The following is a 12334-nucleotide window of genomic DNA, read 5'->3' on the forward strand; positions in this document are numbered from 1 at the left end:
TCGGATACGGCATGCCATCCAATCGGAGCCTGCTCCTCGCCACGGCCATTGCGCCCGCCCTGTGGGGCACCACTTACCTGGTCACCACCGAGTTCCTGCCGCCCGACCGCCCGTTCCTGGCCGGGACCCTGCGGGCCCTGCCCGCCGGCCTGATCCTGCTGGCCGCGACGCGAACCCTCCCCCGCGGCCAGTGGTGGTGGAAGGCGGCGGTGCTCGGCACCCTGAACATCGGCGCGTTCTTCGCGCTGCTGTTCGTCAGCGCGTACAGGCTGCCGGGCGGGGTGTCGGCCACGCTGGGCGCCGTCAACCCGATCATCGCCACCGTCCTGGCGATGGTGGTCATTCACGAGGCGGTACGCCGCAACGCGATCCTCGCGGCCATCCTCGGGATGATCGGTGTCGCCATGCTCGTGTTGTCCCCCGAGGCGCAGCTCGACTGGATCGGCGTCATCGCGGGACTACTCGGCGGAACCTCCACCGCCCTTGGCGTGGTGCTGACCAAGAAGTGGGGGCGGCCGGTGCCGCTGCTGTCGTTCACTGCCTGGCAGTTGGTCGCGGGCGGGCTGTTCCTCGTGATTCCGGCCCTGCTCTTTGAGGGCCTGCCGGACGGCCTGAGCGCTGCGAACATGGCCGGCTACGCGTGGCTCGCGATTCCCGGAGCCGTCCTCTCCTACCTGCTGTGGTTCCGCGGAATCCTGGCACTACCTGCCTCCCGCGTGGTGATCCTCACCTTCCTGGCGCCGCTAGTGGCGACGATGCTGGGTTGGCTGGTTCTCAGCGAGACGCTCTCACCGCTACAGTGGGCAGGAGCAGGGGTGATTCTGTTCTCCGTGTGGCTCGGTAGCCGCCCGGACCGAGCCACTACGCCCGCCGCCGCATCGGCCGACAATATGCCTGTTTGCGACGAATCAGGGAACAAAGCGGACTCCGCACGCGTTCCCGTAACGAGTGGGCACACCCCAGCCCACACTCTTGGAGGCTGACATGGCTGATCGCGCACTTCGCGGCATGCGACTGGGAACCCAGTCCATGGAAACCGCAGCAAACGCCGAGCTCGCGGCGCGCACCGAGCACCACTACGACTGCCCGAACGGTCATATCGTTACGATGCCGTTCTCGGTCGAGGCAGACGTTCCGCTGTCCTGGGAGTGCCACTGCGGCGCCCTCGCGCTACTGCGTGACGGCGCACAGCCGGAGCCTAAGGACGTGAAGACGCAGCGTACCCACTGGGACATGCTGCTCGAGCGTCGTACCATCCCGGAACTGGAAGAACTACTCGAGGAGCGTCTTCAGCTCCTCCGCGCAGGACGCCGGGGCTAACCTCCCGTCGCAATCGGACCACTCGCTCGCGAGCAGAGTCTGGACAGCGCAGTCCGTAGAGACGGCGCCTAGATACCCCTTCTAGGCGTCGTTTCTGCGTCTAAAGACGCCGGTCACCTGGTGCCAGCGGTGCTGCGCGCCCCACTGCGTGACCTTGACGAGCGCCTCGCGAATGATGTCGCCGCTCATCTTTGACGTGCCGAACTCGCGCTCGACGAACTCGATGGGCACCTCGCGCACGCGTCCTCCGTCGCGCACCACGCGCCAGCACATGTCCACCTGGAAGCAGTATCCCTGCGACTCGACGGAGTCCAGATCCAGCGCGCGCAGCGCATCGGCCGTGTACGCGCGGAACCCCGCGGTCGCGTCCTTGACGCCGATGCCGAGCGCGAGTCCCACGTACGTGTTGGCTCCCGTCGACAGCCACTTGCGACTGGTGGGCCAATTCACGACGGACCCGCCGGGGACCCAACGTGATCCGATCACCAATTCATAGTCGCCGGCGTGCTCCAACAGGCTGGGCAGTTGCTTGGCCTGGTGCGAGCCGTCCGCGTCCATCTCCACCAGGATGCCGTAGTCGCGCTCGAGGCCCCACGCGAAGCCCGCGAGGTAGGCCGCGCCCAGCCCCTGCTTGGAGGTGCGGTGCAGCACGTGCACGTGCGAGTCCTGGGCGGCACGTTCGTCGGCCCACTCGCCGGTGCCGTCCGGTGATCCGTCGTCCACCACCAGGATGTCTACGTCGGGCGCGGCCTCGCGCACGCCGTCTACCTGGCGCGGGAGCGACTCGCGCTCGTTGTACGTGGGGATGATGATGAGCGTGCGCATGTCTACCATTCGTACTTAGTCGCTAGCCGGCGTCGGGTGGCGAAGGCAACAATCAGCCACGGCGCGATCAGGAAACCCCAGTAGAACACAGGGCCGAACCGTACCGCGGGGGTAATCTCCGTGCGCAGCGCGGCCTCCGCGTACATCTGCTCGGCGGTGAACAACCCGGTCTCCTGCATCACGCGACCCCGAGGGTCGACGACCGCACTCACGCCGACCGTAGAGGCCTGGACCGCGACGCGGCCGGTCTCGATGGCGCGCAGGCGGGTCATCGCGAGCTGCTGAGTGCTCTCAGCGGTGAGCCCAAACGACGCGTTGTTGGTCTGGACGATGATGATTTGTGCGCCGTCCGCCACCGAGTCGCGCACAATCTGGTCGTAGGCGACTTCGAAGCAGATCACCGTGGAAACCCGAACGGTGGATCCCGTTCGCTCGACGGGCACGTCGATGGTAGCGACGCCGACGCCGGGAATGACGTCCTGGGTGACCCGATCCACCGCCGGCGAGAAGATCCGCGCGACTTCGCGAATGGGGATGTACTCGGCAAACGGGGCGGGCCGCTGCTTGCTGTACGTGTCCATCACGGTGCCATTCTCGCTCCACAAAATCGACGTGTTGTAGCGACCCTCCACTGGCGTGTAATCCACCGTGCCGAACAGCAGCGGGGCCTCAGCAAGCTGCGCCGCCTGGGTGACCGCCGCGGCACTCTCCGCGTCCACCCGCGGGTCCAGGTCGACCGCGTTCTCCGGCCACACCAGCAGGTCGATGGGCCCGGGCTCCGATGCGACGAGCGCCTCGGTCCCGGCCAGGTGGTTCTCCGTCACGAGTCGCGCCTGCTTGAAGCTGTCAAGCCCGTCGTTGGGCACGTCTCCCTGGATAATCCCCAGCGCGATGGTGCCGTCCTGCGCCTCGGAATTGATGGGCAGCTGAATCCCGCCGAAGAACACCACGACAGCGACGAACAGCGCGAGAGCCGCGGACAGGACGCGCCGCAGGATCAGGAACTCGATGACCAGTGCCAGCAGCGCCGCGATCAGGACGGCCACAAAGCCGGCGAGCGGGATGCCGCCCAGCCACGCGAAGCGGGCAGTCGGGGAATCGACGAGCGACTCGGCGATCCGCCCCCACGGGAAGCCGCCAAAGGGAAACATGGATCGCAGCTGCTCGACGGCGATCCATAGCGCGGCGAAGGCCGGTGCCGCGGCCCACTCCCGGTTCTCCAGCAGCCCCGAGCGACGGATCTGCGCCCAGGCCATGCCGAAGAGCGCGAACGCCAGCGCCTCGACGATGCTCAGCGCGGCCCACGGAATGGGGCCAACGGCCACGTAGGCCCACCACAGCAGCGGGGCGAAGAAGACGATGCCGTACGCCCAGCCGAGGAAGAATCCGCCCCAGGCCGTCGCGCCGCGAAGCGCGAACCACAGGACGATGACCGAGACGAAGGCAAGCGGCCACACGCCAAAGTCAGGGAAGGCCAGAGTCAAGAGGACTCCGCCCACAATTGCGGCGACGAACCTCATGAACTTGGACACCACGTAAGCCTAAACGAGCGCGCGCTGCTAGTACGCCACGACTCCCCTGCGCATCGCATCTATTGCCGTGCGCGCGCGACCCTGGACCAGCTCGGAGGGCGCGACCTGCGCGACCTGGTCGAGGATGTCGATCACCTGCTTGCACCAGCGCACCATGTCCCCGGGGGCGGTCTCGGTGCCCCGCAGCGAGGCGTCGAGGCTCTTGCCCTGCGCCCACGAGTGGATGGCACCCACGATGCCCCAGTGGGGCGCGTTGAGGTCGGGCAGGTGGTGCGAGCTTTGCAGGTCGTCAATCCTGGACCACACGCGCACCGTCTCGTTGAGCGCGTTGCCCAGTGTCCCGTGTTCCCCGCCGGGGATGCGTGGCGTCTTGTTCTCGTCCTCGCGCCGCCCGTTGTAGAGCAGGGTCGACACCGCGGCGGCGAGGGCGGGCGGGCTGAGCTCGCTCCACACGTCGAGGCGCAGGCACTCGGACATCACCAGGTCGTTCTCCGAGTACAGCGTGCGCATCATGGCGCCGGCGTCCGTCACGGCAATCTCGGTGCCGTGGCCCTCGACGTAGCCCAGGTCGCCGAGCACCGCCAGCCTGCGGTCAAAGATGCGCGCGATCGAGCCGGTGGCGCGGGAGATCTCGTTGGCCAGCTTGTCCTTGTCGCGCAGCGTGCGGTAGTAGCGCTCGGACCATCGCGCGTGCGACTCCCGGTCCGGGCAGTGGTGACACGGGTGGGCGCGCATCTTGCGGCGCAGCGCCTCGGTCTCGCGCTCCATCCTGCCCGCGTCGGGCAGCCCCTCGCGGACGGCCCTCTTGTGCGCGTTGAGGTCGAACGTGGGCTTGGCACCCTCGATCACCTGGGCGAGCTCGCGACGGCTGCGGGCGTTGCGGGGGTCGAACTTCTTGGGCACGGTGATGGCCCCGGCCACGTCGATGCCGTGATGCAGCTCCGATAGCGCGAGCCTGAACATGCGTCCGTCGTCGGTGACGACCGTGGGACGCGGCGCCGATGCGTCGGCGTCCGGGATGACCACCGCGGCCAGCCCCGCACGGCGGCCCCCGCCGATCTTCACGACGTCGCCCCGGCGCAGCTCCGACAGGACGTCGGCGGTGGCCTCGCGCATCGCGCGCTTGACCTGCTTTGCCGAGCCCTTTTGGGAGCGCGCGATCTTCTCGCGCAGCGCCGCGTACTCCATGAAGTCGCCCTTGTCGCACTTGGCGGCGTCCTTGTAGCCCGCGAGGGTCGCGTCGAGGTCCTTGGCCCGGCGGGCCTTGCCCACCACGCCCTGGTCTGCCTGGTACTGCGCGAAGGACATCTCCAGCACCTCCCGCGAGCGGGATACCCCGAGCGAGGACAGCAGGTTGATGGTCATGTTGTACGACGGCTGGAACGAGCTGATCAAGGGGTAGGTGCGACGCGACGCGAGCCGGCCCAGCTGGCCGGCGTCGAAGCCGGGGTGCTCGACGACCACCGCGTGGCCCTCGACGTCGATGCCGCGACGGCCCGCGCGGCCGGTGAGCTGCGTGTACTCCCCCGCCGTCAGGTCCTTGTGACCCTGGCCGTCCCACTTCACTAGTTTCTCGAGAACTACCGAGCGGGCAGGCATGTTGATGCCGAGCGCGAGCGTCTCGGTGGCGTACACCACCTTGATGAGGCCGGCGGCGAACAGCTCCTCGACCACCTCCTTGAACAGGGGGATCATGCCCGCGTGGTGGGCGGCGATGCCCGCCTCGAGGTGGTCACGCCAGTGGTCGAAGCCCAGCGCGCCCAGGTCCTCGGTGGGGATGCCGGCGCAGCGCTCGTCGATGATGTCCGCGATGCGGTTGCGCTGGTGGTCGTCGGTGAGCACCAGCCCCGAGCGACGGACCTGGTCCACCGCCTCCTCGCAGCCCTTGCGGGAGAACACGAACACGATCGCGGGCAGCAGGGCCTGCTGGTCCAGCACGTCCACGACGGCGAACCTGGGTGGGCTGCGCCGGCCGCGCGGCTTGTTCGGGCCGCGGCCGGCCCGATGCTGGTTGCGCCCGTGGTGATTGCGGCTGTCGCTGGCGCGGTCGCGGCGGCCGATCGCTTCGAGTTCGGGATTGAGGTCCGGGTTGGGTCCCGGCTCCTGGGGGTCGACCCCCGGGGAGTAGAGGTCGAAGATCCCCTCGCGCACCATGACGTGGGGCCACAGCGGCACCGGGCGTCGCTCGGACACGATCACGCGCGTGTCGCCGCGCACCTCGTGCAACCAAGCGCCAAACTCCTCGGCGTTGGACACGGTGGCGGACAGCGCGACAATCGCGGTGCGCTCGTTGAGGTGGATGATCACCTCTTCCCAGACCGAGCCGCGGAAGCGGTCGGCCAGGTAGTGCACCTCATCCAGGATCACCACTCCCAGGCGGTCCAGCGTGCGCGAGCCCGCGTAGATCATGTTGCGCAGCACCTCGGTGGTCATCACCACGATGCTCGCCTCGGAGTTGATCGAGGTGTCACCAGTCAGCAGGCCGACGTTCGCCTCGCCATACACCGCGCGCAGGTCCTGGAACTTCTGGTTACTCAGCGCCTTGATGGGGGTGGTGTAGAAGGCCTTCTCGCCGCGGTCGAACGCGTGACGCACCGCGTACTCGCCGACGATGGTCTTTCCCGCCCCCGTGGGCGCCGCCACCAAGACGGAGTGGCCGTCCGCGACTACCTCGCAGGCCTCGCGCTGGAAGTCGTCAAGCGGAAACTTGAGCGTGTTGACGAACATTTCCAGGTCCGCGCGCCGGGTGCGGGCCTTGGCGGCGGCGAAACGCTCCGCCGGTGAGAGGGTGTCGTCCGCTGGAGGTGTCATGCCTTCCAGGCTACTTGCCCACTCGCCCCCGCCGATGCATCGGCCGTACGAACCGCGGGGCGCCCGCGGCAGCGCCGGGTCAAGAAGTCGCCGCTGGTCGAGGGGTCGCTACGCGGAAACAGGTAACTGCGCGCCCAGCACCCGCAGCGCCCCTGGCGCGGCAGTCACCGTCATGGGCGCGCGACCGACCAGCTCGCCGTCCGCGAAGGCGGGAGGGAGGGCCGCGCCGACGAATCCGCGAGAGTCGGCGGGCGCTCCGGGCGCTCCGGGCGCTCCGGGCGATAGCAACTGGTTGATGCCGGCCGGCGCGATCTCGATCTTGGTGGCCTGGATGATGCGCACCCGCGGGTCGCCCACGTGAGTGCCGTCGTACAGCTTGGGGAACAGTTTGACGATGGCGCCCTTGCTGAGCGGCTCGGCCAGCACCAGCTCGAGTTTCCCGTCCGTCATCGACGACTCCGGCGACACGATGAGCCCGCCGCCAAAGCGCGGCGCGTTGGCCACCGCGACCAGGGTGCACAGCTGCGTCCACTCCTGGTCATCCACCCTGACCCTCACGCCGTAGGGCTTGAACCGAGGCAGCTCCCGCATGGTCGCGACCTTGTACTTGAAGGGTCCGCGCGGGTACCTGAGGTTGGCCGCGTACGCCGCAATCGCGGCGTCAATCCCTGCCGACAGCACCGCGATGAAGTACCTCGGCGCGGCGGGGTGGTCCAGGGGCGGACCTTCGATGACGCCCAGGTCAATAGCGGTAGGCGCCTCGAGACCGGCGTCGATACGCCCCACAGCGCCGGGGATGTCGTGGACGGGCAGGCCGAGGCTGGTCGCCGCATCGTTGCCTGACCCAGCGGCGACTATGCCGAGTGGGAGCTGCGTGCGTGCGCACACCTGGATTCCGAGGTGAACCATGCCATCCCCGCCCACCACGACGAGCGCGTCGAGGTCGCCGCGGTGCTCCATGGCGGCCTCGTAGGAAGCCGCCCAGGTGCCACGAGAAAGATCGCGGATCTGGTGCCCGCGGGCGGAGAGTTCAACTAGCGCCTCGCTGCCCCAACGCGCACCCCGACCGGAGCCTGCGGTGGGGTTCGAGATGACGCCGATGCGGCTCATGCGTCGGCGTCGGCGGAGTCCTGTTGGCGAGCGGCGCGGCGACGCCGGCTCCTCTCGCGCAGCGCACCCACCCCGATGGCGCCGAAGTACAGCGCGCACATGGGGATCGCCATGATGATCATGGTGATGGCGTCGGGAGTAGGGGTCATGATGGCGGCGAACACGAAGATGCCCATCACCGCCCAGCGCCAGCCCTTCAGCCACGTGCGTGAGGGAACCGCACCGGACCAGGTCAGGGCGACCATCACCACGGGGAACACGAACGCGAGTCCAAAGGCCAGCACCAGGCGCATCGCGAACGTCATGAACATCTGCGCGTTGAGCAGGTTAGTCGTGTTCTCCGGGCGGAAGTCCGTCAGGATCTGGACCGCGTGCGGGAACACCCACCACGCGAGGGCGACGCCGCCCAGAAAGAGCGGCACGGCGGCGCCCAGGAAGCCGGCCGTGTACCTGCGCTCGGTGCTCCTGAGCCCCGGCGACACGAACGCCCATAACTGATACAGCCACCACGGGGAACTCGCCACTACCCCGATCACGACGGACACCTTGATCTGCATGTCGAGCGCCGTGGCGAGGCCCTCAAAGTTGATGGCCACGAGCCCGTCGCCGGTATCCGCAGCCCTCAAGATGGGTGCCTGCAGCGCCTCGAAGACGGGGGTGTAGACGAACCAACCGGCCACCGTGAACACGGCTATGCCGATGGCGACCAGGATGATGCGCTTGCGGAACTCGAGTAGATGTTCGCGCAGCGGCATCCGCGCGTCGGGGTTTTGCTTCCGGCGCGCAGGCTTACTTGCCACGCGCCTCAGTGTCGCCGTCGCCGGTGACCTCGGTCGTCGAGGTATTCGCAGCGTCGTTGCGATCCTGCGCCGAGCTCGACGGCGTGGCTGGCTTGTCGTCATCGTCGGAGGTGAGCGACTTGGCCTCGTCCTTCAGGATGTGGAGAGACTTGCCTACCGACCGAGCGAGCTCGGGAAGCTTGGGCGCACCAAACAGCAACAGAACTACGACCAGTAGGACGACAATGTGCCAGCCCTTTAATGCACCCATGTGTGACTCCTCTAGCGACGTCCAGTCAGTCTAACCGGCGAGCGTGGCCAATACCGCATCCGCGTGCTGCGCCAGCGCGTCGCGGACGCTCGCGGGCTCGACGGTGCGCAGGTATGGGGCGATGGCGAGCAGCCGGTCAGCCACCCAGTCGACGTCCACCACGTCGAAGGTCGCGGACACGTCGTCCCCCACCTCCACGAGGCTCACTCCCGGCAGGTCCTCGAGCACCCAGCGTGCGCCGCGGCCCGCCACGACGGTGGCTTGGAACTGCGAGACAAGGGAGAACCCGGCTGCGTCGGCAGGAGGCGCGACGACTGACTCGTCCCGCACCTCGACGCCAACGATGCGACTCACTCGCAGGGTGCGGTAGTCGTTGGCCCGTCGGCAGTAGCACTCCACGTACGCGACGCCGTCGATGGCGACCAGCCGGTGAGGTTCGATCGTGCGCGAGGTGCGTCGATCGGCCGCGTCGACGTATTCGATGTCGCAGACCCGCCGAGTCGTCACGGCGTCCTGCAGCGTCGTCGCGATGGCGCGGTCCACGTCCGCGGTGGGCAGCACGGTCACCGGATCGTCGGCGCCTAACAGGGCACGGATCTTGTCGTTGGCGCTGGTCGCCACGTCCGGCGCTGCGCCGGAGGCCAGCATGCTCGACAGCGCTCCGACCAGCGCGACGGCCTCGCGGGTGCTGAGACGCACCTGCGTGACGCCCTGGCTGTCCACGATCGAGGCGACGTCCTGGTCGTACAGGTACGCGTCAAAGTCGATGAGGTCGCCACCCGCGTGGCCGGGCAGGCCTGCGGACCACAGCGCGGTGATGTCCTTGCGAATCTGAGCCTCGGTCACACCGAAGTGCGCGGCGAGCTCAGAGAACGGCGCCTCGCCCTGATCCTGGACGTAGGTCATGATGCCGAGCAGCCTCGTCAGCCGCGGCAGTGCCTTCTCAGCCACGGGCCACCTCCAGCGCCTTGCGTGCGAAGTCGACGACGGAAGCCGCCAACGCCTCGGGATGAACCACCTTCGCGCCGCCGCGAAGCGACAGCACCTCGTCTCGAAGCAGGTCGAGGTGCTCGTAGCGGACCGAGAAGAGTTCCCACTCCCCCGGCACGTGCTCATTGGCTACTTCCGCCGCCGTCACGCCGATGGAGGCAGACTCCACCGCGAGTTCGCGTGCCGCGATGGTGTCGAGCGCCGTCGCGCGAGCCCTCAGCGCGTAGCCGGACTCGGGGCGCAACGCCAGGATGGCCGTTCCTCCCGCGGTCGCGGAGAAGATGCTGCTGGGAACCACCTCGGGACGCTCGAAGGCTCCCGGCTCCCCCGTGAGTTTCACCGTGCCGTGCACGCGGCTCACGCGGTAGGTGCGGGTCTGGTCCTTGTCCACATCGCGACCCACCAGGTACTCGGTGCCGCCGCGCACCACCAGGCGCCAGGGCTCTACATTTCGGCGCGAATACCCGGAGGTCGTCGACGTGTAGTCGAACCGCACGCACTGACGCTCGTGGATGGCGTCGACAAACAGCGACGTCGCGTCGCGCGACGCGGTGGACAGCGCCGAGAACGGCATCGGCTCGCTGACCTGGTGAGGCGTGTGAGAGGCCACCTTGGTGAGCGCCAGCCTGGCGTCGTCGCCCAGCGTCGCCCCCTGCCAATACTCGGCAGCCAGGCCCAGGACCGCGACCTCCGCGGGAGTGAGATCCAGGGCGGGCATCGCGGCGTCGGCCGCGACGATCTTGTAGCCGATGTCCGCGCCGTCAAGAGGGTCGGTCACGGTGCGCAGCGGGACGCCCATGCGACGCAGGTCGTCCTTGTCGCGCTCAAACATGCGCTCGAAGGCGGCGTCGGACTTCTTGGCCTCGTCGGGGATGGCCCCGCGCGGGCGTCCGGTGTAGCCGTCCACCGTGTCGCGAATCTCGTCACGAGTCATGCGCCGAGGCGCGTGAGTCAGCGCGATGATCAGGTTGAGAAGTCGCTCCGCCGCGTCCGCCTGCGCCATGACTAGACCCTGACGGCTAGCAGTTCGGTCGAGAGGATCGCGCGGGCACCGGCTGCGTACAGCTGATCCATGATCTGGTTCATCTCGACGCGCGGAATCATGACGCGGACGGCGTGCCAGTCCTTGCCGTGCAGCGGGGTGACGGTGGGACCCTCCGCGCCGGGGGAAATGGCGACGGCGGCCTCAAGGTGCTCGTTGGGGACGTCGTAGTCGACCAGGACAAACTGGCGGGCCATCAGCACGCCGCGCAGGCGGCCGGTAAGCACGGCGACGTCGTCCTCGGAGGCATCGGCGCCGCGAATGAGGATGGCCTCGGACTTCAGCAGCGGCTCGCCGAAGATCTCGAGGCCGGCGGCGCGCAGCGTGGTGCCCGTGGAGACCACGTCGGCCACGACATCGGCGACGCCCAGGCGCACGGAGGACTCGACCGCGCCGTCCAGGCGGACCACCTTGGCCTCGACTCCGAACGACTTGAGGTGGTTCTTGACCAGGTGAGGGTAGGAGGTGGCGACGCGCTTGCCGTCGATCTGCTCGATCGAGGTGAACTCCCCGGTCGGGGCGGCGTAACGGAAGGTTGAGCCGCCAAAGCCCAGCTCCAGCGTCTCGACCGCCTTCGCGGCGCTGTCCAGCAGCAGGTCGCGACCGGTGATGCCCGCGTGCACCGTCCCGGCGCCCACATACACGGCGACGTCGCGCGGACGCAGGAAGAAGAACTCGACCTCGTTGCGCTGGTCGACCAGCACGAGCTCACGAGGGTCACGGCGCTGCTTGTAGCCGGCCTCCTTGAGCAACTGGCAGGCCGGGTCGGACAGGGACCCCTTGTTGGGGACGGCGATGCGAAGCACAACTCTCCTTATAGGCGAAAAAGAAACTTAGAGGTGGCGGCCCACGTCTTCGAGGGTGAGGCCGCGCGCGATCATCATGACCTGCGCGTGATAAAGCAGCTGCGAGATTTCCTCGGCGCACTCGTCGTCGGTCTCGTATTCGGCGGCCATCCAGGCCTCCGCTGCCTCTTCGACGAGCTTCTTGCCGATGGCATGCACCCCCGCGTCGAGCAGCGTCACGGTGCCGGAGCCCTCGGGACGTTCCACGGACTTGGAGGAGAGTTCAGCGAAGAGTTCGTCAAAGGTTTTCACAAGCACAGCCTAGGGCAGGCAGAGCCGCGGGAGCGAACGCCATACGGGCGCGGTCCCGCATGCCGCCTTGTGAAGCGCGTCGACTACGAGTCGCGAAGGATGCGCGCGGTGGACAGCGCGGCCTCGACCGCCTCCGCGCCCTTGTCCTCGTCGGAGTCCGGCAGCCCGGCCCGTGCGAGGGCCTGCGCGTCGTTGTCCACGGTCAGCAGCCCGAATCCCACGGGCGTCACGTGCTCGCGAGCGACGTCGTTCAGCCCGTGCGTCACGGCCTGGCACACGTACTCGAAGTGGGGCGTGGAGCCGCGCACCACGACGCCCAGGGCGGCGATCGCGTCAGCTCCGTCGCGGGCGAACTTCTCCGCCACCACCGTGAGCTCGAAGGCCCCGGCGACGCGCGTGAGCCGGTACGTCGCGCCGGACTTCTCAGCCGCGCGGATGGCTCCCGCGACTAGGCCGTCCATGACCGCCGTGTGCCACTGGGACGCCACAATCTCGATGTGTAGTCCGCTGCCGTCGACCTCGATGGTGGGTGCTCCGTCGCCGCTCATGCGGGTCCT

13 protein-coding genes are annotated in these 12334 nt (G+C 68.3%); 2 read left to right on the top strand and 11 right to left on the bottom strand.

From position 1 onward, the window contains the following. The first annotated feature begins 11 nt into the window (after positions 1–11). Together ACQU6B_RS06595 and ACQU6B_RS06600 are read left to right on the top strand one after the other, a co-directional pair. Positions 12–983 (top strand): EamA family transporter, encoded by a 972-nt coding sequence (locus ACQU6B_RS06595; RefSeq protein WP_430866749.1) that lies wholly within the window; start codon positions 12–14, stop codon positions 981–983. A gap of 1 nt (position 984) precedes the next feature. Beyond that, positions 985–1320, top strand: a complete 336-nt coding sequence (locus ACQU6B_RS06600; RefSeq protein WP_430866750.1) for an RNA polymerase-binding protein RbpA — start codon at positions 985–987, stop codon at positions 1318–1320. 81 nt (positions 1321–1401) lie between these two features. Here the strand turns inward: ACQU6B_RS06600 and ACQU6B_RS06605 are convergent, their stop codons facing one another. From ACQU6B_RS06605 to ribH, 11 genes are all read right to left on the bottom strand, one after another. Continuing rightward, the gene (locus ACQU6B_RS06605; protein ID WP_430866751.1) at positions 1402–2145 is read right to left on the bottom strand and encodes a polyprenol monophosphomannose synthase; all 744 of its coding nucleotides are present in this window, start codon (positions 2143–2145) and stop codon (positions 1402–1404) included. A gap of 2 nt (positions 2146–2147) precedes the next feature. Further along, a complete protein-coding gene (gene lnt, locus ACQU6B_RS06610; RefSeq protein ID WP_430866752.1) occupies positions 2148–3677 on the bottom strand; it encodes an apolipoprotein N-acyltransferase in 1530 nt (509 codons plus the stop codon). A gap of 27 nt (positions 3678–3704) precedes the next feature. After that, a complete protein-coding gene (locus ACQU6B_RS06615) occupies positions 3705–6488 on the bottom strand; it encodes a DEAD/DEAH box helicase (RefSeq protein WP_430866753.1) in 2784 nt (927 codons plus the stop codon). Between the two features lie 108 nt (positions 6489–6596). Continuing rightward, positions 6597–7598, bottom strand: coding sequence for a diacylglycerol/lipid kinase family protein (locus ACQU6B_RS06620; RefSeq protein ID WP_430866754.1), 1002 nt, complete (start codon positions 7596–7598; stop codon positions 6597–6599). Then, positions 7595–8398, bottom strand: coding sequence for a twin-arginine translocase subunit TatC (gene tatC, locus ACQU6B_RS06625; RefSeq protein ID WP_430866755.1), 804 nt, complete (start codon positions 8396–8398; stop codon positions 7595–7597). Before tatC ends, ACQU6B_RS06620 begins: the two co-directional genes overlap by 4 nt. Next, a complete protein-coding gene (gene tatA, locus ACQU6B_RS06630) occupies positions 8388–8648 on the bottom strand; it encodes a Sec-independent protein translocase subunit TatA (RefSeq protein WP_430866756.1) in 261 nt (86 codons plus the stop codon). Before tatA ends, tatC begins: the two co-directional genes overlap by 11 nt. Positions 8649–8678: 30 nt before the next feature. After that, positions 8679–9599, bottom strand: a complete 921-nt coding sequence (locus ACQU6B_RS06635) for a helix-turn-helix transcriptional regulator (RefSeq protein ID WP_430866757.1) — start codon at positions 9597–9599, stop codon at positions 8679–8681. Continuing rightward, positions 9592–10641, bottom strand: coding sequence for a helix-turn-helix transcriptional regulator (locus ACQU6B_RS06640; RefSeq protein WP_430866758.1), 1050 nt, complete (start codon positions 10639–10641; stop codon positions 9592–9594). Before ACQU6B_RS06640 ends, ACQU6B_RS06635 begins: the two co-directional genes overlap by 8 nt. Before the next feature lie 2 nt (positions 10642–10643). Continuing rightward, the gene (gene hisG / locus ACQU6B_RS06645; protein WP_430866759.1) at positions 10644–11486 is read right to left on the bottom strand and encodes an ATP phosphoribosyltransferase; all 843 of its coding nucleotides are present in this window, start codon (positions 11484–11486) and stop codon (positions 10644–10646) included. A 27-nt stretch (positions 11487–11513) separates the two neighbouring features. Beyond that, positions 11514–11777 carry a phosphoribosyl-ATP diphosphatase gene (locus ACQU6B_RS06650; protein ID WP_430866760.1) on the bottom strand — a complete coding sequence of 88 codons (264 nt, stop codon included), beginning with the start codon at positions 11775–11777 and terminating at the stop codon, positions 11514–11516. An 83-nt stretch (positions 11778–11860) separates the two neighbouring features. Continuing rightward, positions 11861–12325, bottom strand: a complete 465-nt coding sequence (gene ribH, locus ACQU6B_RS06655) for a 6,7-dimethyl-8-ribityllumazine synthase (RefSeq protein ID WP_430866761.1) — start codon at positions 12323–12325, stop codon at positions 11861–11863. Positions 12326–12334 lie beyond the last annotated feature (9 nt).

Origin of the sequence: Demequina aurantiaca, assembly GCF_050598105.1 — a bacterium.
Taxonomy (GTDB): domain Bacteria; phylum Actinomycetota; class Actinomycetes; order Actinomycetales; family Demequinaceae; genus Demequina; species Demequina aurantiaca_A.

Bases quoted from the DNA above. Each gene is read 5' to 3' on its own strand.
- ACQU6B_RS06615 (WP_430866753.1), bottom strand. From the start codon at position 6,488: ATGACACCTCCAGCGGACGACACCCTCTCACCGGCGGAGCGTTTCGCC.
- ACQU6B_RS06605 (WP_430866751.1), bottom strand. From the start codon at position 2,145: ATGCGCACGCTCATCATCATCCCCACGTACAACGAGCGCGAGTCGCTC.
- ACQU6B_RS06595 (WP_430866749.1), top strand. From the start codon at position 12: ATGCCATCCAATCGGAGCCTGCTCCTCGCCACGGCCATTGCGCCCGCC.
- ACQU6B_RS06640 (WP_430866758.1), bottom strand. From the start codon at position 10,641: ATGGCGCAGGCGGACGCGGCGGAGCGACTTCTCAACCTGATCATCGCG.
- ACQU6B_RS06620 (WP_430866754.1), bottom strand. From the start codon at position 7,598: ATGAGCCGCATCGGCGTCATCTCGAACCCCACCGCAGGCTCCGGTCGG.
- tatA (WP_430866756.1), bottom strand. From the start codon at position 8,648: ATGGGTGCATTAAAGGGCTGGCACATTGTCGTCCTACTGGTCGTAGTT.
- ACQU6B_RS06600 (WP_430866750.1), top strand. From the start codon at position 985: ATGGCTGATCGCGCACTTCGCGGCATGCGACTGGGAACCCAGTCCATG.
- ribH (WP_430866761.1), bottom strand. From the start codon at position 12,325: ATGAGCGGCGACGGAGCACCCACCATCGAGGTCGACGGCAGCGGACTA.